The sequence below is a fragment of the Corynebacterium sp. 13CS0277 genome, assembly GCF_002994655.1.
GTDB lineage: Bacteria > Actinomycetota > Actinomycetes > Mycobacteriales > Mycobacteriaceae > Corynebacterium.
The window spans coordinates 1-22,606 of sequence record NZ_PPDL01000001.1 but is presented as its reverse complement, the minus strand read 5'-3'; the positions used below and the strand labels follow the sequence as shown (position 1 = coordinate 22,606).

The window sequence follows — 22,606 nt, the reverse complement described above, 5'->3', positions numbered from 1 at the left end:
CACCTATTCCACCCGATAGGACGAACCGGGAGCGGGCCACACACCGCGAGCACACAGCCAGGAGTTTTCCCCCACACAGCCGTCCACATCGTGAGATGACGGGGGTGGGGCGGGGTGCGGGATGACGTCCCCGCGGGGTCGGGGACGGCAGTCGACACGGGTGGGCCCGGGCCCACCACTGGCGCCGAGTAAACGTAGGATGAGGGGTTATGACAGTCGACAAGTCGCACAACTACCAAGTTTGGCCCGGCGAGGCCTACCCCTTGGGGTCTACCTACGACGGCGCCGGCACGAATTTCGCGCTGTTTTCTAACGTTGCCGAGGCCGTGGAGCTGTGCCTCATTGACAGCGATGGGGTGGAGACCCGCATCCCCATCGACGAAGTCGACGCCCATACGTGGCACTGTTACCTGCCCGGGGTGGGCCCCGGGCAGCGCTACGGCTACCGCGTGCACGGCCCCTACAACCCGCAGGAGGGCCTGCGCTGCGACCCCTCGAAGCTCCTTGTCGACCCCTACGCGAAGGCCTTCGACGGCGAATTCGACGGGCACCCCTCCCTGTTCTCCTACGACATCACCAACCCGGAGGACCCCAACGGGCGCAACACGGAGGATTCCCTCGGGCACACGATGTTGTCGGTGGTCATCAACCCCTTCTTCGACTGGGGCAACGACCGCCAGCCGCGCACCCCCTACCACGAGACTGTCATCTACGAGGCCCACGTCAAGGGCATGACGATGACGCACCCGGACGTGCCGGAGGAGCTCCGCGGCACCTACGAGGGGCTCGCCCACCCGGCGATTATCTCCTATCTCAAAGACTTAGGCGTGACCGCCATTGAGCTCATGCCGGTGCACCAGTTCCTGCAGGACGACCGCCTCCGCGAACTGGGCCTGCGCAACTACTGGGGCTACAACACCTTCGGCTTCCTCGCACCCCACCACGACTACGCCGCCTCCACCACCCCGGGTGGTGCCGTCAGCGAGTTCAAGAAGATGGTGCGCTCCTTCCACGAGGAAGGCATCGAGGTGATCCTCGACGTGGTGTACAACCACACCGCCGAAGGTAACCGCCTGGGCCCCACAATCGCGTTCCGCGGCATCGACAACGCCGCCTACTACCGCCTCGTCGACGGCGACAAGCAGTACTACATGGACTACACGGGCACCGGCAACTCCCTCAACGTCCGGCACCCGCACACCCTGCAGCTCATCATGGACTCGCTGCGCTACTGGGTGACCGAGATGCACGTCGACGGCTTCCGCTTCGACCTGGCCTCCACCCTGGCGCGCGAACTGCACGACGTCGATAAGCTCTCCGCATTCTTCGACCTCGTGCAGCAGGACCCGGTCGTCAGCCAGGTCAAGCTCATCGCCGAGCCCTGGGACGTCGGCGAGGGCGGCTACCAGGTGGGCAACTTCCCGCCGCTGTGGACCGAGTGGAACGGCAAGTACCGCGACACCGTGCGTGACTTCTGGCGCGGCGAGCCCGCCACCCTCGGCGAGTTCGCCTCCCGCATCACCGGGTCCTCGGACCTCTACGCCAACAACGGGCGCCGCCCCACGGCGTCGATTAACTTCGTCACCGCCCACGACGGCTTCACCCTCAACGACCTGGTGAGCTACAACAACAAGCACAACGACGCCAACGGGGAGGGCGGCCGCGACGGCGAAAGCCACAACCGCTCCTGGAACTGCGGCGTCGAGGGCCCCACCGACGACCCGGACATCGTCAAGCTGCGCGCGCAGCAGCGCCGCAACTTCCTCACCACCCTGCTGCTCAGCCAGGGCACCCCGATGATTGCCCACGGCGACGAGATGGGCCGCACCCAGCTCGGCAACAACAACGTCTACTGCCAGGACTCCACCCTGTCGTGGATGGACTGGCGGCAGGCCGAATCCAACGCCAGCCTCGTGGCGTTCACCAAGCGGCTGCTGCGCATCCGCGCCAACCACCCGGTGTTCCGCCGGCGCCGCTTCCTCGCCGGCGGCCCCCTGGGCGACGACGAGCACTCGAACCGCGATATTGCGTGGCTGGTGCCCTCCGGCAAGCTGATGACCCAGTCCGACTGGGACTTCACCTTCGGCAAGTCGCTCATGGTGTACCTCAACGGCGACGCCATCGTGGAGACCGACTCCCGTGGTGAGCGCATCACCGACGACAGTTTTATCCTGTGTTTCAACGCCCACTACGAGGCGCTGGAGTTCACACTGCCGTCGAAGCGTTTCGGCCAAAGCTGGAAGATGATCGTCGACACCACCGAGGAGACCGGTTACCCCCTGCAGGACACGGTTGTCGATGCCGGCGGGCGTATCGTCGTACCGGCCCGCTCCACGGTGATTTTGAAGCAGCTGGAGCCGCCCGTGTTTGAGGCGAGCACCGACCTGGAGGAAGACGTCGTCGACACCGCCCCGCCGGAGTCGGCCGCCCAGCAGGTCACGACCATCGACATGTCGGAGGATCAGGCCGCCGTCATGCGGGAGAAGATGGCCTCGGATGCCGCCCAGGCGCACACCCCTGCGCCCCGGCCCGCCCGTCCGGCCGGCGAGGCCGTCAGCCCAGTGGAGCTGGCGGACGACGAGTATCTCCGCGACGATAGCGCCTACTAGAGCGCTCCCGGCTCCCCTCGCCATCACACCGCACCACGCCGCACACGGGCTGGGGTGCGGTGTGCGCCGTCAGGGGCCGATTCGGGGCAGGCGCTAAACTAACCGGCATGTCTGTTTCCGCCCACGGCAGCACCATCTCTGTCACCCGTAGTGACAACACCTTGCACCTGGTGCCCTCCCCGCTGCAATCCAGCCTGGGGGCCACCACCCAGCGGGTCCCCTTGAGCGATATCACGGGGGTGCGCCTGCACCCGCCGACCGCGCTCGTCAGCGGCACCGTGCACCTTGACGGTGCAGACGTGGACATCGTCTTCGCGCCGGGGCGCGCCACCCAGGCAGCCCAGGTCGCCGAGGAGCTGCAGCAGCTGCTCGACGGAGGCTCCGCCCCGCTGCTGGTCGACAGTGATGTGCTGTCCACGGGGCCGAAGATCCCGGGGCTGGATTTCGTCGCCCTCGACGTGGAGACCGCGAACGCCGACAACGGCTCCATCTGCCAGGTGGGTCTCGCCCGCGTCGTCGACGGCCGGGTGACGGAAACCGCCAGCTGGCTGTGCCAGCCCCCGGCCCACCTCGATGTGTTCGAGGAAGGCAACATCGCCATCCACGGCATCCGCCCCGAGGACGTGGCGGACGCTGCCACCTTCGCCGAGGTGTGGGAGCAGGCGCGCGCGTTCATCGGCGAAGACATTGTGGTGAGCCACTACGTACAGTTCGATGGCACCGCCGTGCAGCGCGCCGCCGAGGCCGCGGGCATCGATCTGGTGCCCTTCCGTACCGCCTGCACGGTGGCTCTCGCGAAGGCCACCAACGTCGGGCAGGTTCGCAATGGGCTCAAGCCCATGACCGAAGCCCTCGGGATTGATCTGGCGCACCACCACGATGCGGAGGCCGACGCGATCGCCTGCGCCGAAATCTTCATCCGGCTGGCACGCCGCGAAGACTTCACGGGGAGCGCGGTGGACTACTTCCACACCCGGGGTTTCACCCTCGGAGAAGTCACCGCCGAGCACGTCACTCACGTGCAGGCGGCCGCCAGTGGGGCGGACATTCCCGCGCAGCGCGCAGCCCTCGGGCTGGCACCGCTCGCGGGAGCTGCGGCCGCAAGTCAGGAGACATCCGCAGCTCCCCGCACGTCCACCCGCCGGCGGGCACCCCAGTGGCGCAAGGCCCGCACGCCGGACGTCATTCCGGAGCCGAACCCGACCCCGCCGGAAGGCTCCCCCTTCGTCGGCCACGTGGTGGTGTTCTCTGGGGACTTCGGCGAGCACGACAAGGGCCAGCTGTGGGCGCAGGTGGCAGCCCTGGGCGGGCAGGTCGCCAAAAACGTCACGAAGAAAACCACCATGCTGGTCCTCGGCACCTGGGAGGGCATCACCACGAAGCAGAAGCGCGCCGAGGAGCTCATCGCCAAGGGACAGGAGATCCACTTGCTGTCCGCAGACGAGCTGCTGGGTACTCTAGCGCAGTTCCCCGAGGCTGCTGCCGCGCTGGCGGCAACACCTGCCCTGGAGGATTCCGGTTTTACCCCGGAGGACCTGACCCCTCCGTTCTAATGCACGGCCTCCCCCAGTGCGGCCGCCCCTCCCGCACCCCGCCGGCCGGGACCACCAGGTGCTTCATGGGGTGCCCTGAGCTGGCGGCTGCCCAGGGTGGTCAGTGGTAGCGCTCCTCCACACGGCGGGAGGCCTGGCGGCCCGGGTGCACCGGCGCGGTGGCGGGGTGCCCCATGGCCAGCACCAAACCAACGCCGCGATCCGCGCGGCCGCCCACACCGATGAGCTCCTTGACCTGCTCCTCATCCCAGCCCGTGGTGGGGCTCGTGGCTAGCCCTTCGGCGCTGGCGGCGACCAGGGCGAAACCGGCGGCAAGCATCGCGTCTGTCATCGCTTGCTCCCTCAAGACCTGCCGCGGCAGGCCGGACTTCGTTGTCTCCACGCGGGCAAGGTAGTCGGCGGGCAGGATCTCGTGTGCATCCTCCGGCAGGGCTTCGATGCGGGCGACGAACACCAACACCGTGTCGGCGGCGGCGAACTGCGGCTGCCCCGACGACTGCGTCAGTGCCTGCTTCGTGGCGGGATCGCGAACCACCACCACGTCGCGCAGCTGCAAATTAAAAGCGCTGGGCGCTTCCAGCGCGGCAGAAACCACCCGATCGATGACCGCATCGGCGATGGGCTCGTCGGTGTAGTCGCGCGATGCGCGACGGCGGGCAATTGCGTCATAGACGTTCATGACGTGTTCTCCTTGATTGTTTGATTGTCATTGCTTCATCCAATCCACCCATAGCCCCACCTATTCTCCCGGGCGCATCGACCGCGCGTTGTTAAGGCGTGGGGCCTCACCAACGCGCCCCTGTATGGGGTCGTCCCGTCACGGATCGAGGTGTTGTGCGTGATGCACCGGCCCAACTGACTCTTGCGCGATGGTCGTGTCGTGCCAACCATCACCTGGAACCTGGCGGGGGTTTGGCCGTGAGTCAGTTCCGCCGCCGTGGGCCGGGAAGCTGGCCTGCCACCAACGCCGTCAACGCGGCAACAAAACCCACCAGCTGAAGCGGCGTCAGCGACTCACCCGCGATCAACACACCCAACAGCGCCGCAGTCAGCGGCGACAACAGACCCAGCAGCGCCGTCGGGGTGACAGGCAACCGGCGGATCCCTGCAAACCAGATCGTGTACGTCAGCAGCGCGCCGACAAGCCCCAGCCAGGCGTACCCCGCCCAGCCGCGCGCATCGATTGTCGGGGGCACACCGTCGAACACCAGCGCTGGCACGAGGAGGACCACGCCCGCCGCAGTTAGCTGCCAGCCTGCCAGGCCCAGAGGGCTGACATTGTCGGGTTTGCCCCACTTCTTAGTGAGAACAACACCCGCCCCCATGGACACCGCCCCCGCAAGGCCCGCGACAATGCCGATGGGATCAAGGGCCGCATCAGGGCCCACAACCACCATGCCCACACCTATCATCCCGACCGCACCCCACAGCAGTCGCCACAAAGAGAGCTTGTCGTGAAGGACCACGACCGCCAGGACCGCTACCACCATCGGCTGAATGGCACCGAGGGTTGCGGCAACACCGCCGGGAAGTTTTTGTGCCGCCACAAACAGCAGAGGAAAAAACGCCGCCATGTTCAGCGTGCCCAGCACCAAGCTTTTCAGCCACCACTGCCCCCGTGGTAGCTGGCGGGACAGGGCCACCGCAATGAGCCCCGGCGGCAGCGTCCGCATCAACGCCGCAAACAGGGGATGCCCTGGGGGAAGCAGGTGGGTTGTGACGATATAGGTCGTTCCCCACACGATGGGCACCAGTGCGGTGACCAGGATCCACCCCACCTGGGGCGCATCACTCGTCCCCAAGGTTGGCCGGTTCGACGGTGGTGTCGTTGTTGTCATGATGACCATCCTGCGCGTACAAGCAGCATGAGTCCAACACATATTTGTCATCACAGTCATGAGCAAGAATCATGGGTGTATGGATTTGCAGCACATGCGGTATGCCATCGCCGTCGCGGAAGAACACAGCTTCACCCGGGCCGCCGCCCGCTGCTTCGTCGTGCAATCCGCCCTCAGCCACAGCATTAAAGACCTCGAACAGGAACTCGGCGTCAAGCTCTTTGCCCGTACACCCCGCCGCGTAGAACTCACCCCGGCAGGCGAGGCCTTCATCGCAGGGGCCCGCGCCAGCCTGGATGCCGCCGAGCGCGCCAGAGTCGACGCGGCGGCCGCGCAAGGGCTCGTGCGCGGCACGCTCACCATCGGGGTCATCCCCACCCCCACCGCAGTCGACATCCCGCACCTGCTGACCCGGTTTCACGCTGCCTATCCGGACGTGCAGGTATGTCTGCGTGATGGCGGGAGCGAGGAGTTGGTGGCCGCAGTCAAGCAAGGCGTCGTTGATGTGGCCTTTGTGGGGCTGGCAGAAAACTCCCCACCCCGCGGCGTGGCCGCGCGTGAACTCAACCGCGAAGACCTCGCCCTAGTCCTGCCCGCCCACCACCGCCTCGCGGGCAGGCAACGCATCACCCTGGCCGATTTGAGCGAAGAAACCTTCGTCGACTTCCCCGCCGGCAGCGCCGGCCGCGCCCAAACCGACCACGCATTCCACGCAGCGGGCCTTCACCGCACGGTCGCCTTCGAAGCCACCACCACCGACCTGTTCCTCGGGCTCATCCGCCACGGGCTCGCCATCGGATTTTTGTCAGAAAAAGTGGTGCCCCACGGCACGCAACTGATCCTTCAATCCGTCATCAACGGCCCACGGCGCGTGGAGTACCTCGCCTGGAATGATTTCAACCCCACCCCCGCCTGCACCGCCTTGCTCACCGTCGCTGACACCCACTAGCACCCCGGCGCACCGCCCCTGCCACCCTGCACCGAAGGTTCAGCGCCATGCCCTCAAGTATCGATGGCTGTGATCCTTTCCAGTCGTGTACATCCAGCAATGCGCTGAGTGCACGCCTGAGTGCGCAGGCAACTGGCCACCGTGCGTGCCTGTGAACACCGTAGAATGGGCAACCGTACCCACTCACTGTCGCTTCGAGACGGGCAAAGCATCATGGTCGCACTAGTTGCGCGCCTGCGCGCACGATTCCCCCTAGGCCACAGGGGAAGCGAATCGGTGACATCGTTCACCCTCTTCATGATCGCCGCGTTAATCGTCGGCATCGTCACCGGCGGACTAGCCATGGCCTTCAAACTGTCTTTGCAATGGGTCGACCGCCACCGCGACGCGGCGCTGGCCTGGCAAGACACGCACGGCATTGTGGGGATGCTGGCCATCATCGCGGCTAGCGCGGCAATGACCGCAACGGCCGCCTGGTTGGTTCGGCGCGTCGAACCCACAGCAGAAGGCAGCGGCATCCCCCGCGTGGAAGCGGTGGTGGCCAAGCAAGGCACCCTTGGGCATTTCCGCCTCTTGCCGGTGAAGTTTGTCGGCGGTGTGCTGTCGATCGGCTCTGGTCTGGCGCTGGGCCGCGAAGGCCCCAGCGTGCAAATGGGCGGCAGCATCGCCATGATGGTTTCCCGTGCGCTGCGCCGCAACGACACAGACATGCGCACCCTCATTGCCTCTGGGGCTGCGGCGGGACTGGCGGCAACCTTCAACGCCCCCATCGCCGGCGGGGTCTTCGTACTGGAAGAACTCCTCAAACGTTTCGACGCCCGCACCACCCTGGCCACACTGATGGCCAGTGCCTCCGCCTTCGGGGTGGCACAGTTTTTCCTCCACGGCGACGAATTCCACGTCCCAGAACTCATGACACCCTCCTTGCGGCACGTTCCCGCCTACGCCCTGATCGGTGTCATCGTCGGGCTACTGGGGGCGTTCTACAACACATCGATCATGAAAGCCTTGAGGATGGTCGACGCCTCGACGCTTCCCGCCGAAGCACGGGCCGGAATCATCGGCGCTGCCATCGCCTGCGTGGCTGTCATCTCCCCGCACCTGGTCGGCGGCGGTGACCCGCTCACGCAAGCCGCCCTCAGTGGCGAGGCAACAGTGAGGGCACTCCTGATCATCGTGGCGGTGCGTTTCGTCCTCGGAGTGGTCTCCTATGCGGCGTGCACACCGGGCGGGTTGTTCGCCCCCATGCTGGTGATGGGCTCCAGCGTGGGCCTGCTAGTGGGCATCATCGGCCAACAACTGCTGCCCCAAGCCTTCCCCGAACCCCAAGCCCTAGCGCTGGTGGGCATGGCGGCGTTTTTCGCGGCGACGGTCCGCGCACCACTGACCGGGATCATTCTCGCCACCGAGATGACCGGGTCGGTCACCGTCCTGCCACCGATGCTCGGCGCGTGCGCCGTGGCAGTCTTCGTGGCGATGGTGCTGCGCAGCGCCCCCATTTACGATGCGCTGGCGGAGCGCTCAGAGCGGGCGCAGGCGCAGCACTCCGAAACCCCCGGCGGCCCTCTGGTGGGGTGCCCCACCGCGCCCACCGTATAGCCCCAGAGCGCGGCTCAACCAACGAAGGGACAATCTTCCCCTCCCCCAGCAGTGAGAACACCCACGGTGCCCCACACCCTGTCACCACGTCACCGCAACGTCGACAGATCTTGAAAGACCGGAACACCCCTGTCGTGTGAGAGGGGTATTGCTTCACGTGAGAGCGGGGCGGGATGAGGGCCGACGCCTGCTGCGGCATTCCAGCATCCACCCGATGTGACCATGACCCCCGGTGTGTAGGCCCCTCAATCCGGTTCTTCATTTCTTGTGGCCCCGGGGCGACCTCATCGGATCCCCACACGACACCCCAACACTCATCCCCCGGTCACGCCGCCGCACCCACGCCCCAGGTGCGGCGGTGGGTGAGCTATAGCGCCCGCACGGAACTCCCCACCCTCTTTCGGGCAGCGGCGGTGCGGGGGTAAGGGGCAGAAATTTTTTTTCCACCGCTGAGCAGCACAGATATACCCCTGCCCGGGTGTGCTTGCCGGATCTGCCACCCCCGGTGGCACCACATGGACACCGGCGCGTGTCATGGCAAGCTGCCGGGAAGCTCTTCCCTCCCCCGGGGCGGAAGTTTCCCGGCGTTGTGACCATTGTGTGTGCCCCACAGCACCCCACTGTGCCCACGTGTCACCATCGCGTGCATCCCGCCTGTCGTCGTGATGGTGGCACAGGGGGCTGTGATGTGTGGGGCGCGGTGTTTCCCAGGAGTTCGCCTGCCATGTCGATGACGTTTCTCAACCACAGCCACAGCCACACCACCGGCCTGCTGCCGCAGCTGGTGGTCCGCCCCCGCGAGGATCTCGCGGGCGAGGATGCGCCCACAGCCCGCCCGCCGCACCGGGCGCAGCTACCATCCCGGCGCTCGCCGGTGGTGCTGGCGCTCAGCGCCACCCTCGGCACGTCCTTCGTCACGCAGAACGGAGCCGTGTCCTGGGAGCAGCTGTACCAGCTCCCCGGGTCAACGGTGACATGGTGGAACCGCGCTGCGGAAAACGTGCTCGCCGCGATCAACCATCCCCAGGCCCAGCTGCAGTTTCTTCCCCGCGGCCCTCGAAGCGGTCCGAGAATCCCCCGGGTGGGCCCCTGCGGGGCGCGGGATCTCCGCGCTGCGGGTATCGCCCTCCCGGCGGCACCCGGCCCGCAGCCGCAGGTCGGTATTAGCGCAGACGCGTTGGCTACCGCACAGGTGCCGGGCATGGTGCTGGAGGTCCGCGTCCCCGGCAAGGCCGCCGCAAAGGATTGGTTGGCACACCCCTGCCTGTTCAGCATCCTGCACGATTCGGCGTGCCGGCTCATGGACGCTGAGGTCGAATACCTGGCCTTCGCTGACGGGAGGTTGCTCCTCGCCGCCAGCATGGGGGTCGAGGAGCTCATGGTGTCGGCGGAGACCGCCACCGCGGAGGCGTTGGTGTCCTCCCCCATCGTCTACTCTGCCGGCTATCCGGCGGCCACCGGTGTCGACCAGATCCCCGCGACGACGGCGCCGCACCCGATGCTCATGACACCCTTCCGCAGCCTCACGCGCGTCGCCTGAGCCCGACTGTGCCGCCCTGCGCGGTCCCCACGCCCGCCAATTCCCACGTCTGAGGCCCCCGCTTCCTCCAAGGACTGCTATGCCGAGCGCTCCCCACCCCCACCCGCGCCCCCGGGGCGCAGTACCGCCACAGCGCACGTGGCGTCCACTGCTGGTGCTGTCATGCCCGTCGCCGCCCGCCGGCCCCGGCTGCCTTTGCGTGCGCCGGTGGTGCCGTGTGCCGGGCGGCAGGGGCCGGACTATGCTGGGGTGTCGATTATGCCGCACAAACGCACGAGCGCCTTGAAGGCCAGCTACAACGAATTCCGCCGCGCGAACCCGCTCGCGGCGGAAGATTTCATCGACGCCATCGAAGAGTTGTTGGCGGATGCCGGAGTGAACTACGACCGGGTGACCGCCCGGGTGAAGCAGTGGCGTTCGCTCAAGATGAAGGCGATGAAGAAGAACCCGGACGGCAGTTTCCTCTACGCCGACCCGTGGAACGAGATCGTCGACGTCGTCGGGGTGCGCATCACCACCTTCCATTCGACCGCGATCCCGGACGTCATCGGGGTGCTCAAGAAGTCGTTCCTCGTGCGCAAGCAGGTGGATAAGGCCGCGCAGACCCGCATTTCGGGCGGGTTCGGCTACGGCTCCCACCACCTCATCCTGCAGGTCACCGAATCCTGTGAGGATCTGCACGACTACGTGGGTCTCGTCTTCGAGGTGCAGGTGCGCACCGTCCTGCAGCACGCGTGGGCGGAGTTCGAGCACGACATCCGCTACAAGGGTGCCGGCGGGGAGCTCGACCCCCGGGTGGATCGGGCGTTTACCTTGGCGGCAGGTCTCATTGAGTTGGCGGACCAGCAGTTCGACCAGATTGCGGCCATCCAGGAGGAAGTGCCGGCGGGCGCGAAGGACGTGGAGATTTCCGCCGATACGCTGCCGGGTATTTTGACGATGCTCACCGGTACCCGCTTCCCGCGGGCGAAGACGGAGTACTACCCGTGGATGGAGGACCTGCTCAGCCGCAACGGGGTGACCACCGTGGCGGAGTTGAAGCGGCTGCTCAACGAGGCGGATATCTCCGCGGTGGAGGCCTCGATGAAGTACCGTTTCCCGCCGAGCCAGCTGCGCATCATTGATGATTTGTTGTTGTTGAAGTTCGGCGACGATCACATTGAGCGGACGAAGGATTCCGGCAACCGCGCCTCGCAGCGCGAGGGCCGGTTGAAGAAGCGGCGGAAGATCATGCAGGCCGCCGGCATCTGCGACACGTAAACGCGAGTCCATAGTCGCGCCCGCATGGGTTGTGGGTGGTGGGGTGACCTGCGGCGGCTGCGCAGTGCTGGTTCGGCGCGTAGGCTGGGAGGTCACGCGCGCACGCATGTGGTGCGCGCAGCCCCGTCCCCGACATCCCCCGAAGTGTGTTTTAGGAGAACCCCTCATGAGTTCTTTGCAGGATTTCCCCCAGCTGGCCGATTTTCTCCACGTCTGGGGTTTGGCGATCGCCGATTTCTTCCGTGGGATGAACATTGACTTCCCGCCCGCCCAGTGGGGCACCTTCGGCAGCAGCAACTAAGCGCCCGCCCCACACCGACAACGCCCCACCGTCGACATCCCCCTTATTCTCCCCTGCCTGCGCACAGCATGTGCGCGGAGGCCTGTGGTGGAGGACGGAGGAACCAAGACGGTGGGGCGTTGTGTGCTGTTAGCGACTGTCGCGGCCGCGCAGCCGATCGATCTCGCGGCGTTCCCGCTTCGTCGGCCGCCCGGCACCCCGATCCCGGGTGGGGATCGACAGCAGGATCTCTTTCGGCGGGGGCGGCGGGCTGTGGTCGATATAGCAGGTGCGGGCGATCGCCGCGCCGACGCGGCGGGTGATGATCTGGGTGACTTCGACGTCGTATTCGCGGTGGTCGACCCAGACCCGCACCCGGTCGCCGACGACGACCTGCTGGGAGGGTTTCACGGCCGCGCCGTTGAGTTTCACGTGCCCCGCCTTACAGGCGGCGGCAGCCATGGTGCGAGTTTTCGTCAGGCGCACGGCCCACACCCAGGCGTCGATGCGTGCAGAGGCACTCATGGGGGTGCGGTTACTGGGGGTCGCGGTAGTTGACGATGTCCTTGACGCGCTTGTAGTTCAGCCCGCCGCCGACGACGGCGACGACCAAGCCGATAACCAGCCAGGTGGCGCTTCCGGCGATGAGCGCGAGTGCGATGCCACCGACGATGCCCGTACCGGCGTAGATGGCACCGCGCTGGGTGTATTTGCGCACGGCCTGCTTGCGGCGCTCGATCGGATTGGACTGGTGGGGGAACTGCTGCATCGTCATAGTGCACTCATTCTAGCCACCGCACATGAAAAACCCCGCAGCGCAGCCACCCATCGAAGCGGGTGCGTGCCGCCGTCGCCGCTCCCGGGGCGTGCCCGGGCCTAGAGTGGACAGCATGAGTGATGCTGCCTCCCCTGCCCCCGCCACTGCTGCGACGCCGCCTCGTGCGCGCACCGTCTTCGCCGGCCGTTTCAGCGGCCTGCAGGCCCGGGTGGAGCTCGCCGCCCTGCGGCGGGTGCGGCGGCTGAGGAACACGAAGACGAAGCCGCAGGTGGTGTTCATCCACGGTGGCGGGTTCATCGAGGGATTCGATGACAATCACCAGCGCATGGTGTGGGCACTCGACAAGCTGGTCGGCACGAATGTGCTGTGTGTGGAGTACCCGGTGGGCGGCACCGCGGAGGAGATCCGCCCCGTGGTGGCCGCCGCGGTCCGGCAGGCGGCTGCCGTCCACGGGCCCGTCATCCTCGTCGGCGATTCGGCGGGAGCGAACCTGGCGGCCGCCGCCGCGGCCCAGCACCCGGAGGCCGTGCGCGGGGTGGTGCTCATCTGCCCGTGGCTGGATCTCACCTTGAGTGAGGTGCCAGCGGGGGCGACAGATCTGCTTCTCGATGTGAAGGTGTTGCGCCGCGCAGCCTCCGGCTTCGCCGGCGGGCGGGATCTCAACGACCCGGATGTCTCCCCCCTGTGGGATTCCCGCCCGCTTCCGCCGACGCTGGTGATCTCCGGGGGCAGGGATATTCTCGCCCCGGATGCGGCACGGCTCGCCACCCGCCCGGAGGTCACCCACCTGCATGTGGGGTCCGGGTTCCACGATTTTCCCGCCGCGGCGGTCTCCCCGAGTGGACTGGTGGCGTGGCGGGCGGTGCGGGACTTCGTCTCGCACCTGGGCGCCCCTGCAGCCGATGGCGCGGCGGGTGCCCCAGGCGCGCAGGGCCTGTTCCACGACTAAACCGGCAGGAGCGTGCCCCCGTGTGACGCCCCGCCAGCGGCGTCACACGGGGTATTCCACCCAGCGGGTGCCGGCTTCTTTCGGGGCCGCCGCCCCGGAGGTCAGCCCGGCAACAATGCCGGCGAGCGCCTCGCCCTCCCCGGGGTTGCAGGCGATGTGGAGTTCGACGCCTGCCCCGTAGACGGTGTCGACGATGGCGTATCCCCTCCCCCGCAAGTCGGCCTCGATGCGGCCGGCGTCCGTGTGGGGCAGCTCCAGGGTGAAGATGTCTTGGCGGCTGCGCCGCACCGGCACCACCTGCGGCAGGCCTGCTGCGACGGCGTCGGAGTAGGCCCGCACGAGTCCGCCGGTGCCGAGTTTGATGCCACCGAAGTAGCGCACCACCACCGCCGCAATGTTGCTCAGCCCGGAGCCGCGCAGCGTGTCCAACATGGGCATGCCGGCGGTGCCGGAGGGCTCCCCGTCATCGGAGGAGCGCTCCACGGGGTTGGCATCGTCGACAGCGTAGATGAAGGCACTGCAGTGATGGCGGGCGTCGGGGTAGGTGTGTTTGATCTCCGCGATGAACTCCCGCGCCGCCGCCTCGTCGTCGACCCGTGTGAGGTAGGTGATGAAGCGGGAGCGTTTGATGGCGAGCTCGCAGGTGACGAGCGTACCGGGGGTGGGCACGAGGAAAGTGTCCTGCATTAGCGGATGTTCCTCCACACCGCGGCGAGCACGGCGGCGCCGATGAGCGCTGCGGCCCCGCAGGCGACAACCACACCAGTGGAAAACGCCAGATCAATCTCGGCGAGCTGGGCGGCGTCGTGGGCGAGCTCGTGGGCGGTGGCGATCGATTCTTTCGCCGCCGCCGGCAGCGCCGGCTCGCTGGGCAGCAGGCGGGCGTAGACGCTCATGACGATGGAGCCGAGGATGGCGGTGCCGAACGCGCCGCCGAGTTCGTAGCCGGTTTCGCTCATGCCGGCGGCGGAGCCGGCACGCTCCGGGGGCGCGGCCTGCAGGATGAAGGCGTTGCTCACGGGGTCGATCATGCCCAGGGAGCAGTTGAGCAGCACGAAGGCCAGGGCGATGGCGAGGCCGGACTCGATCCATGCGCCCGCGCCCATGAGCAGGCAGCCGACGATGGCGCCGATGAGCGCGATGATGAGCAGCAGGCGGATCGGCACCTTCGTCATGATCCGTCCCGTGATGAGCGTGGACACCACGACGAGCGCCAGGCCGGGGAACATCAGCCAGGCGGCCTGGGACACCGAGTACCCGGAGACGACCTGGAGGTACTGCGCGAGGAAGAACATCACCCCGAGGTAGAGGAACATGCTCATGCCGTTGACGAGCACGATGGTGGCGAAGGTGGGGTCGCGCAGCAGCACGACGTCGATGACGGGGTTGGTGGCCCGGCGGAGGTGGCGGGCCAACACCACGCCGGCGGCCACGCACACCACCGCGACGAGGAGGACGGCACGGGTGGGCCCCTCGTGGGGCAGCAGCTTGATGACGTAGACCAGGCTGAGCAGCACCACCACCGACAGCAGCGCGCCCTTGACGTCGAGGGCCGGCGGGTTATCGGCCCGCGACTTCGGCAGCACCATGAGACCGCCGACGATGACGACGGCGCACAGGGGCACGTTGATGAAGAAGATCGCACCCCAGTGGAAGTGGTTGAGGATGAACCCGCCGATGAGGGGGCCTGCGGCGGCACCGACGGAGTACACCGCGATCCAGATGCTCACCGCGCGGGCGCGTTCCGCGGGGTCTTTAAACATGGCGCTGATGAGCGACAGCGTCGACGGCATGAGGCAGGCGCCGGCGATACCCTGCACGAAGCGGGCAACGATGAGAATCTGCGGGGTGTGCGCCAGGCCTGCGGCCGCGGAGGCGAGCGCGAAGAACAGGGTGCCCCACAGCAGCACGTTGCGGCGGCCGAAGCGGTCGCCAACGTTGCCCATCGTCACCAGCAGTGCGGCGAGTGCAAATGCGTAGATGTCGACGATCCACAGCATTTGCGGTGCGGTCGGTGCGATGTCTTCGGTGATCGCCGGGATGGCGAAGTTCAGCACGGTGGCGTCCACCGCGAGGACCGCCAGCGCGAACGTGAGGACCACGACACCCCACCAGCGGTGCGGCCACGACTCCGCCCGCGCCTGGGCGGCGGCTGCGTCCGGATCGGTGGTGCTGGTCTGGGGTTCGGGTTGAGTGCTCACCCGACAACTCTAAACCGTGGGCCGCCCACCCCACCTAGCGGGGCAGCACCCGAGCTACACATCTCACGCCCCCGGGCGTGGTGCCAGATGCGCCACAGCCGACGCCCGCGCGGTGCGCGGGCATCGGCGAGGAACGATGCGGGCGCACAACGCCGCCCAAGCGTCGGCTGGATGCTCCGCGGCATCGGTGCCGCGCAGCGCAGGTTAGGTGAGGAACTCGTATTCGGGGGTACCGGGCTGGAGCTGCTGGCAGGCGATCGGGGAGGCCGCCATGCGCTCGAGGAGGGGCTCCAAGTCGCTGGCCGCCCCCAGCTGCAGGCCGACGAGCGCGGTGCCGGTTTCGCGGTTGTTGCGCTTCAAGTACTCGAAGAGGGTGATGTCGTCGTTGGGGCCGAGGATTTCAGAGAGGAACAGGCGCAGCTGGCCGGGTTCCTGGGGGAAGTTGACGAGGAAGTAGTGCTTGAGGCCGCGGTGCACGAGGGAGCGCTCCACGATCTCGTTGTAGCGCAGCACATCGTTGTTGCCGCCGGAGATGATGCAGACGACGACTTCGCCGGCTCGGTTGTGCAGCTGTGTGAGCCCCGCGACCGAGAGGGCACCGGCGGGCTCGGCGACGATGCCTTCGTTTTGGTACAGGCCCAGCATCTCGGTGCACACGGCCCCCTCGGACACGCTCATCATGTGCACCCGGGAACGGTTGCGGTCGATGACCTCGTAGTTGTGGTCGCCGATGCGTTTGACGGCGGCACCGTCGACGAAGGGGTCGATGGTGTCCAGGGTGACGGGGCCGTCGTTGTCGAGGGCGGCCTGCATGGAGGCCGCGCTGGCGGGTTCCACGCCGACGATGGCGGTGTGGGGTGCCATGTCCGACAGGTAGGAGGCGACACCGGCGATGAGCCCGCCGCCGCCGACGGGGACGATGACCTTGTCGGCCTGCTTGCCCATGGCGGTGAGCTGGGCGAGGATCTCGGCGGCGACGGTGCCCTGGCCGATGATGGTGTTGCGGGCGTCGAAGGGTTCGACCATGGTCGCGCCCTGCTGCTCGGCGTAGGTGTGCGCGGCGGCGGAGGCCTCGTCGAAGGAGTCGCCGGTGACGACGACCTCGACCCAGTCGCCGCCGTGCACCATGATGCGGTCCCGCTTCTGCTTCGGGGTCTGGTTCGGCACGTAGATGCGGCCCTTGATTTTCAGGGTGCGGCAGGCGTAGGCCACGCCTTGGGCGTGGTTGCCTGCGGAGGCGGCCACGATGCCGGCGGTGCGCTCCTCGTCGGTGAGCTGGCTGATGTTGTTGTAGGCGCCGCGGATCTTGTAGGAGCGGACGTCCTGGAGGTCTTCGCGCTTGAGGTACACCTCGGCACCGGTTTCCTCCGACAGGCGGGGGCAGTATTGCAGCGGCGTCGGGGCAATCACGGCAGAAATGCGGGCCTGGGCGAGCTGGATGTCTGCGGCGTGGATGGCGTCCGAGGGTGCGTGCGAAGTCATGCGGAAAAGTATAGCCCGCAGCGTGCAGCAGGAATGCATCAGGTGGACGCCTCCCCTCGCGCGCTTCTTCCCCCATCCTGCAGCCCACCCCTGAGCCAGTATGCAGGCCCCTTACGGCCCCCAACGACCCCCACTGCCGCCCGAGCGCAGCGGAATATATCCCCTGCATAGAAGCACTTTTCGCGATCTCTCGCACGTCACCAGACCCCAGTTACTTGCGCGCGCAAGTAATCGGCGCTATAGTTCGTGACATGACAACGAAATGGGACACGTGGAAAGGCTTCCTCCACACCACCAGCACCCTCATCGGTGGCCTTGAAGCCACCGTGAGGAAGGACTCCGGACTCAGCCTCAGCGAGTTCGACATCCTCGCCACCATCTACCACTCCCCCACCCCGCCGACCATCAACTGCCTCGGCGCGGAACTCGTCCTCACCACCTCCGGGCTCTCCCGGGCGGTGACCCGACTCGTGAGCAAAGGGCTCATCACGAAGACCCCCAGCCCCGAAGACAAACGCGCCTCCATCGTCGCCCTCACCGACGAGGGCCGCCGCACCTTCGAAGCAGTCGGCACCACCCACGACGCCTGGGTCTACGAGCACTTCTTCCACCGTCTGAGCGAGCAACAGCTCGACACCCTCGGCAGCCTCATCGACGCCCTCACGGCAAGCCCCAGCCAAGGCCCCGACGCCGCCGACCGGCACGCCCCCAGCTAGCGCCCGGCGCGCCACGCCCCCGCCCCGGTGGCTCGTCCACCGTCCCTGTCCCCTCTTCTTCTCTTCCCCTTCTTCACCCCTTCAACCAAAGAACTCCCAGGCCACGCCTGGCACACAGAAAAGAGCACACATCATGCAAATCGGCGTTTTCTCCGTCTCCGACATCACCCGCAACCCGGTCACCGGCACCACCCCGACCGAGCACGAGCGGATCCGCGACATCGTCACCATCGCCCGCGCCGCCGAGGACGCCGGCCTGGACGTCTTCGGGCTCGGCGAACACCACAACCCACCGTTCTTCTCCTCGTCACCGACAACCACCCTGGGCTACATCGCGGCGCAGACCTCCACCCTGGAGCTCACCACCGCTACCACGTTGATCACCACCAATGACCCGGTGAAGATCGCCGAGGACTACGCGATGCTGCAGCACCTGTCCGACGGCCGCCTCGACCTGACGTTGGGCCGCGGGAACACCGGCCCCGTCTACCCGTGGTTCGGCAAGGACATCCGCGACGGCATCGAACTCGCGGTGGAGAACTACGATCTCCTGCACCGCCTGTGGCGGGAGGATGTCGTGAACTTCAGCGGCAAGCACCGCACCCCGCTGCAGCGTTTCACCTCCACGCCGCGCCCCATGGATGGTGTTGCCCCCTTCGTGTGGCACGGCAGCATCCGCTCCCCGCAGATCGCTGAGCAGGCCGCCTACTATGGCGACGGCTTCTTCCACAACAACATTTTCTGGAAGCCGGAGCACACCAAGGAAATGATCGACCTGTACCGCGCCCGCTACGCCCACTACGGGCACGGCACTGCGGAGCAAGCCATCGTCGGTATCGGCGCCCACGCCTTCATGGCGCCCAAGAGCCAGGACGCGATCGACACGTTCCGCCCCTACTACAACGAGGCACCTGTCTACGGGCACGGGGCCCCGCTGGAGGACTTCATGGCGCACACCCCGCTGACGGTGGGGTCCCCGCAGCAGGTCATCGACCGCTACGCCGCCATGCGGGAGGACTACGGCAACGTCCAGCGCATCATGTTCCTCATCGACCACGCCGGCCTGCCGACCGCCGAGGTGCTCAACCAGATTGAGATCCTCGGTTCTGAGGTCGCCCCCGCCCTGCGGAAGGAGTACGACGACAACCGCCCGGCGGACGTGCCGGACGCGCCGACGCACGCCTCCTTGGTGGCGGCCCGCGACGCGCAGCTCGCCGCCGCAGGTGAGGAATACCGGGACGACTACCGCTTCCACACCGGCGACAACTGGACCGGCCTGCGCGCCGAGGACAAGCGCTAAGCTTCCCCCGCAGCCGCGGCGCCCACCACCGGGGAGTCCCCCTCCCCGGTGGGGATTCGTCCACGCGAATCCGTTGTCTCCTTCTCTTCTGCACCCCTCTCTTCTTCACCCCCTTTTATTCTCATAGCTTTGATTTTTCCCTCGTTATCCCGCGCCTGCAGGCGGACACCGCCTGGTGCTGGCGCACCCCACCACCGCAAATTGTCAAGGAGCACACCATGACCACCACCCCGTCCTCCCCCGCATCCGCTAAGAAGCCCACCACTCGGAGTATCCCGGGGCTGCACCGGCCGCTGCGGATCACCACGGTGAGCGCGGGCCTCTCGACGCCCTCGTCGACCGACTTGTTAGCCCGTTCCCTCAACGAGGCTGTCACCAGCATCGCCGCCCACAACGGCGCCGCAGTGGAGATCACGCACATCGATGTGAAAAGCCTCGCGTACCGCATGATGGACGTGCTCGTCACCGGGCTGCCGAACGATGATGTGGATGCCGCCCTGGCGGCGATGGAGAACGCCGACGGCATCGCCTTGGTCACCCCGATTTATGCCGGCAGCTACTCGGGCCTGTTTAAGACCTTCATGGATCTGGTGGGCACCGACCGGATTCGCCGCACCCCGATCCTGCTGGCCGCGACGGGCGGCTCGGCGCGGCACAGCCTGGCGCTAGACCACGCGCTCCGCCCGCTGGCCGGCGCCTTGCGGGCACACCCCATCCCGACGGGCGTGTTTGCCGCAACCGCCGACTTCGGTGAGGCTGGCACCGACCTGGATGCCCGCATCCAGCGCGCCGCCGCCGAGCTCGTGCAGCACACCCTGGCGCACGTGCTCAGCCCCCGCCTGGAGATGCCCGCCCACACCGATGGCGCTGCCCCCGCGGCGCCTCCCGCGGCCACACCCACCACCCAGGAGGTGGGGGCCCCGGGGCGAGGCGCGCAGGCACCGGCACTCAACGCCGATGGGACGAAAGGCACCTTGAGTCCTACCCTCAGCGACTTCGTTCCCATGGAGGACTACTTCTCCGCACACCGCCCCCAGTAGGCGCAATACCTGCCCACGCCCACGGCGGGTGGGCCCCCTATCCCCTTCCATACGACGATGGCCCCTGGCTGGCGACACACTGTCGCACGCCAGGGGCCACACGCATCGTGCAGAGACGACCGTCGCCACCCTGCGGGAAACCTCGGGGTCTAACCCATGGCCTCCGTGAGACCAAAGAGGTGGAACACCGCCAACAGGATCAAACCACCGTAGGTGAGCAGCACATTGTTGACGAGGTGCATGAGCGCCGGCACCCACACGTTGCGGGTCCACAGGTACATGAGGTTCATCAGCAGGCCGGCGAACATGTACGGGATCGTCTGCACGATATCGCCGCCGAAGTTGTAGTAGTGGATCGCGCCAAACACCATCGAGTTGAGCACCACCGCGACAGCCAACAACACCGGGTGGGACCACACGGGCAGCCGCTGCAGGAACGTGTAGCGGAACACGACCTCCTCAATGAAGACGGTGACAACCGGGCTGATGAGCAGCACCGCCTGCAGCGCCAAGCTCCCCCAGGTGACCGCCTGCTGGGCAGAATCACCACTGTCAGCACCAGGCGTGGGCGTGGGAATCACCAGCCGCCCCAGCGCGATCGCCACCTGCAGCCCAATCGCGCCAGCGATCACGATGCCCGTCGTAGCCCACGGGGCCCGCTTCAACGCAGCCCAGTTGTGGGCAAACATCTGCCGGTAGGCGACCACCAACGCCACGCAGAGAGCCACACGCACGACCACGTCCACGAGGCCGAGCCGCACACCGAACGCCTCCCCCGGGCGACCATCCGTGAGGTGCATGCCAACGATGCCGACGAAGAAAATCACCGGGATCGCGGCAGCAGCCACGAGATCCCGCCACGTCAATGGCGCCGGTGTGGTGGTGGGTTCCTCCGCCCAAATGCTGCGGGGGAAGCGCACCCGGGCGGCCGCGTGCGAAGCGTCAGAGGTGACGGGGATCGGAGTCTCGTTCAATGCCATAGCGAAAAATCCTATGCCCACCTCCCCCGACAGAGCGAAACGGCGAAGGCCACGACCAGGGATACCTACACTGCGAACACCGACGGCACGAAGCACCGACAAGTCCGACACCTCGCAGATCGAACACACGTCCAGGGCCTCGTTCCGGCCTTCGCCAATAGGATTACGCCTCATGAAGAAGCTCGCATTACATGACACCGCCGTCGCGGTCATAGCCCTGGTTACTGCCAGTACTAGGGCCATCCCCGGGCTCCCTCCAGCCGTTGGCAGGAGCACCCCCTGGATGGCCGAAACATCCAGGAACCATCCCCACCCCACCAACTAAGATCGTCCAACATGAAGAATCTTGCAGAGAACGCCCCCACCATCACGGTGATTCTCTTCCTCACCGCCGTCACTGTCGCACAACTCGGATTTCCTCCGGTGATCGGCGGCTCCCTGGTGCTTGCCGGCGGCATCACCGCAACTATAGGGCTGGCTTATGACATCGGACGGCACCCGCTGTGGCGCAAGTAGTCCCCCGCATCATCGACGCCACCACAGGCGAGGAACTGTGGCGCGCTACCGACTGCGCCTCCCATTGCGGCATCACGCCCGCGACATGGCGCTTCTACGTCACGAAGCATGCCCCGCAACCTACGGCTTACCTCGACAAGCGCACACCCCTGTGGAACGCCGCCGAGGTACAGCAGTGGCATGCCAACCGACCCGGCCGAGGAAATCCAGCCAATCACACAAACACCTGACGGGGCAGAACTCCCCGCGCGGTCGACTGTGTCCGTCGCTCCAGGGATTACAAGGGCAGCGCTTAATCGGAGCGGCAGACAGCCATCTCAGCCCTCTCCTGCAGAAACCCTCCGGTCAGGCGCATGCAGTGTCCCTTCAGGCGGCTCAGTTTCTCCCCGAGCTCCTGCTGAGCAGAATCACCCAGTTCCTAGTCTGCAACGCCGGCGTTCGCTTCCCCAATATCCGCCTTGGAGCTGGCATCCGCGTCGACGGTATCTTCCTTAGCCCGTGTCGCGCCGCCCGCATCAGCAGTCCCCGTAGCGGGGCATTCTCCTCCCCGTACCCGCCACCGGCCTGGCCGGTGTTCTTAGCGACGAGGTGCACCACGAAGGGGTTGTCTCTTAAAGGCTTCATGTTGTGTTCGTCCTTTTCCAGGACTGTTGATTTCTTGGCACCGTTGCGGGACGCGTGTTTTCAGGTACGACAAAACCCCACACACCAGCGCTTCAGCCCTCGGAAAACGGGGCTGTGGGGGGTGTATGGGGTTGTTGTCTTGTAGCCACGCCAGGACTCGAACCTAGCGGAGAAGCCCAACGGTGCTTACGCGGTGTCAAGCGCCATGTAATTGTGCACGCTCAGCGCCACCAAAAATGCACGCACTAACCCCACAGATCACGCGCCATCACGACACGCGACTGCCCGGCCGGCCGTACTAATCGTCCACGGCACCCACCCCCTTCTCAGCCTCAGCTCCGTTGCGCTGCTGATACTGCAGCTGCCGCACCGAACGGCCCGACGTCCGAAGA

At 66.7% G+C, this 22,606-nt stretch carries 20 protein-coding genes; 12 read left to right on the top strand and 8 right to left on the bottom strand.

The features are described from left to right. Positions 1-209 precede the first annotated feature (209 nt). Positions 210-2,609, top strand: a complete 2,400-nt coding sequence (gene glgX, locus C1Y63_RS00100) for a glycogen debranching protein GlgX (protein WP_106014430.1) — start codon at positions 210-212, stop codon at positions 2,607-2,609. Between the two features lie 107 nt (positions 2,610-2,716). Beyond that, positions 2,717-4,162 carry an exonuclease domain-containing protein gene (locus C1Y63_RS00095; RefSeq protein WP_106014429.1) on the top strand — a complete coding sequence of 482 codons (1,446 nt, stop codon included), beginning with the start codon at positions 2,717-2,719 and terminating at the stop codon, positions 4,160-4,162. A gap of 100 nt (positions 4,163-4,262) precedes the next feature. Here C1Y63_RS00095 and C1Y63_RS00090 read toward each other — a convergent pair whose 3' ends face one another. Together C1Y63_RS00090 and C1Y63_RS00085 are read right to left on the bottom strand one after the other, a co-directional pair. After that, entirely contained in the window at positions 4,263-4,841 is a 579-nt protein-coding gene (locus C1Y63_RS00090; RefSeq protein ID WP_106014428.1) for a nitroreductase family protein, read from the bottom strand. A 244-nt stretch (positions 4,842-5,085) separates the two neighbouring features. After that, complete coding sequence (locus C1Y63_RS00085) at positions 5,086-6,000, bottom strand: EamA family transporter (RefSeq protein ID WP_106014427.1); 915 nt, start codon at positions 5,998-6,000, stop codon at positions 5,086-5,088. Positions 6,001-6,079: 79 nt separating this feature from the next. On the opposite strand from C1Y63_RS00085, the gene C1Y63_RS00080 reads away from it, so the two are divergent. The 5 genes from C1Y63_RS00080 to C1Y63_RS13135 all read left to right on the top strand — a co-directional run bounded on the left by C1Y63_RS00080 (position 6,080) and on the right by C1Y63_RS13135 (position 11,649). Then, positions 6,080-6,949 (top strand): LysR family transcriptional regulator, encoded by an 870-nt coding sequence (locus C1Y63_RS00080; protein WP_106014426.1) that lies wholly within the window; start codon positions 6,080-6,082, stop codon positions 6,947-6,949. Positions 6,950-7,114: 165 nt separating this feature from the next. Continuing rightward, entirely contained in the window at positions 7,115-8,548 is a 1,434-nt protein-coding gene (gene clcA, locus C1Y63_RS00075; RefSeq protein WP_233195498.1) for a H(+)/Cl(-) exchange transporter ClcA, read from the top strand. Between the two features lie 724 nt (positions 8,549-9,272). Continuing rightward, the gene (locus tag C1Y63_RS00070) at positions 9,273-10,088 is read left to right on the top strand and encodes a hypothetical protein (RefSeq protein WP_106014424.1); all 816 of its coding nucleotides are present in this window, start codon (positions 9,273-9,275) and stop codon (positions 10,086-10,088) included. Positions 10,089-10,346: 258 nt separating this feature from the next. Continuing rightward, positions 10,347-11,348 carry a GTP pyrophosphokinase family protein gene (locus C1Y63_RS00065; protein WP_106014423.1) on the top strand — a complete coding sequence of 334 codons (1,002 nt, stop codon included), beginning with the start codon at positions 10,347-10,349 and terminating at the stop codon, positions 11,346-11,348. Positions 11,349-11,514: 166 nt separating this feature from the next. Then, positions 11,515-11,649, top strand: a complete 135-nt coding sequence (locus tag C1Y63_RS13135) for a hypothetical protein (protein ID WP_255414012.1) — start codon at positions 11,515-11,517, stop codon at positions 11,647-11,649. A gap of 129 nt (positions 11,650-11,778) precedes the next feature. Here the strand turns inward: C1Y63_RS13135 and C1Y63_RS00060 are convergent, their stop codons facing one another. Beyond that, a complete protein-coding gene (locus C1Y63_RS00060) occupies positions 11,779-12,153 on the bottom strand; it encodes an RNA-binding S4 domain-containing protein (RefSeq protein WP_106014422.1) in 375 nt (124 codons plus the stop codon). 10 nt (positions 12,154-12,163) lie between these two features. Further along, positions 12,164-12,403: a hypothetical protein gene (locus C1Y63_RS00055; RefSeq protein WP_106014421.1), complete on the bottom strand. Its 240-nt coding sequence runs from the start codon at positions 12,401-12,403 to the stop codon at positions 12,164-12,166. A 115-nt stretch (positions 12,404-12,518) separates the two neighbouring features. Between C1Y63_RS00055 and C1Y63_RS00050 the strand changes: the two genes are divergently transcribed. Further along, complete coding sequence (locus C1Y63_RS00050) at positions 12,519-13,355, top strand: alpha/beta fold hydrolase (protein WP_158256038.1); 837 nt, start codon at positions 12,519-12,521, stop codon at positions 13,353-13,355. Between the two features lie 42 nt (positions 13,356-13,397). On the opposite strand, the gene C1Y63_RS00045 is transcribed toward C1Y63_RS00050, so the two are convergent. From C1Y63_RS00045 to ilvA, 3 genes are all read right to left on the bottom strand, one after another. Beyond that, positions 13,398-14,042, bottom strand: a complete 645-nt coding sequence (locus C1Y63_RS00045; protein ID WP_106014419.1) for a YigZ family protein — start codon at positions 14,040-14,042, stop codon at positions 13,398-13,400. Then, complete coding sequence (locus C1Y63_RS00040) at positions 14,042-15,556, bottom strand: MFS transporter (RefSeq protein WP_106014418.1); 1,515 nt, start codon at positions 15,554-15,556, stop codon at positions 14,042-14,044. The genes C1Y63_RS00045 and C1Y63_RS00040 overlap by 1 nt, the downstream gene beginning before the upstream one ends. 204 nt (positions 15,557-15,760) lie before the next feature. Continuing rightward, positions 15,761-17,038 carry a threonine ammonia-lyase IlvA gene (ilvA, locus tag C1Y63_RS00035; RefSeq protein ID WP_106014417.1) on the bottom strand — a complete coding sequence of 426 codons (1,278 nt, stop codon included), beginning with the start codon at positions 17,036-17,038 and terminating at the stop codon, positions 15,761-15,763. 251 nt (positions 17,039-17,289) lie between these two features. Here ilvA and C1Y63_RS00030 point away from each other — a divergent pair, with 251 nt between their 5' ends. From C1Y63_RS00030 to C1Y63_RS00020, 3 genes are all read left to right on the top strand, one after another. Beyond that, the gene (locus tag C1Y63_RS00030; protein ID WP_106014416.1) at positions 17,290-17,754 is read left to right on the top strand and encodes a MarR family winged helix-turn-helix transcriptional regulator; all 465 of its coding nucleotides are present in this window, start codon (positions 17,290-17,292) and stop codon (positions 17,752-17,754) included. A gap of 133 nt (positions 17,755-17,887) precedes the next feature. After that, positions 17,888-19,054 (top strand): CE1758 family FMN-dependent luciferase-like monooxygenase, encoded by a 1,167-nt coding sequence (locus C1Y63_RS00025; protein ID WP_106014415.1) that lies wholly within the window; start codon positions 17,888-17,890, stop codon positions 19,052-19,054. A 218-nt stretch (positions 19,055-19,272) separates the two neighbouring features. Next, positions 19,273-20,094, top strand: coding sequence for a CE1759 family FMN reductase (locus tag C1Y63_RS00020; RefSeq protein ID WP_106014414.1), 822 nt, complete (start codon positions 19,273-19,275; stop codon positions 20,092-20,094). 149 nt (positions 20,095-20,243) lie between these two features. On the opposite strand, the gene C1Y63_RS00015 is transcribed toward C1Y63_RS00020, so the two are convergent. Further along, positions 20,244-21,074, bottom strand: a complete 831-nt coding sequence (locus tag C1Y63_RS00015) for a CPBP family intramembrane glutamic endopeptidase (RefSeq protein ID WP_158256037.1) — start codon at positions 21,072-21,074, stop codon at positions 20,244-20,246. Positions 21,075-21,410: 336 nt separating this feature from the next. Here C1Y63_RS00015 and C1Y63_RS00010 point away from each other — a divergent pair, with 336 nt between their 5' ends. Further along, entirely contained in the window at positions 21,411-21,590 is a 180-nt protein-coding gene (locus tag C1Y63_RS00010; protein ID WP_106014412.1) for a hypothetical protein, read from the top strand. Positions 21,591-22,606 lie beyond the last annotated feature (1,016 nt).